The following is a 252-nucleotide window of genomic DNA, read 5'->3' as shown; positions in this document are numbered from 1 at the left end:
CGACGTGGCCGGGAAATCCTCCCGGGTCCGGTTGATGCCGTCGAGCAGGGCCCGCCGTTCCGTTGACAGGCAACGGATCTCCTCGACCGCGACGTCGCCGGCCGTCGCCAGCTGGTCCGCGGCGGCGCGGAAGAGCGCGTCGATCGACGTGGCCGGGAAATCCTCCCGGGTCCGGTTGATGCCGTCGAGCAGGGCCCGCCGTTCCGTTGACAGGCAACGGATCTCCTCGACCGCGACGTCGCCGGCCGTCGC

General features: G+C 71.8%; 1 protein-coding gene. It reads right to left on the bottom strand.

The window, feature by feature from the left end; translation table 11 throughout:
- Window positions 1-252 (bottom strand): hypothetical protein (locus DMC64_RS42605; protein WP_148106992.1); only part of this gene is annotated, 252 nt, incomplete at both ends.

The organism is Amycolatopsis sp. WAC 04197, from assembly GCF_003947475.1.
Lineage (GTDB): Bacteria > Actinomycetota > Actinomycetes > Mycobacteriales > Pseudonocardiaceae > Amycolatopsis > Amycolatopsis japonica.
This window is presented reverse-complemented; position numbering and strand designations above follow the sequence as displayed.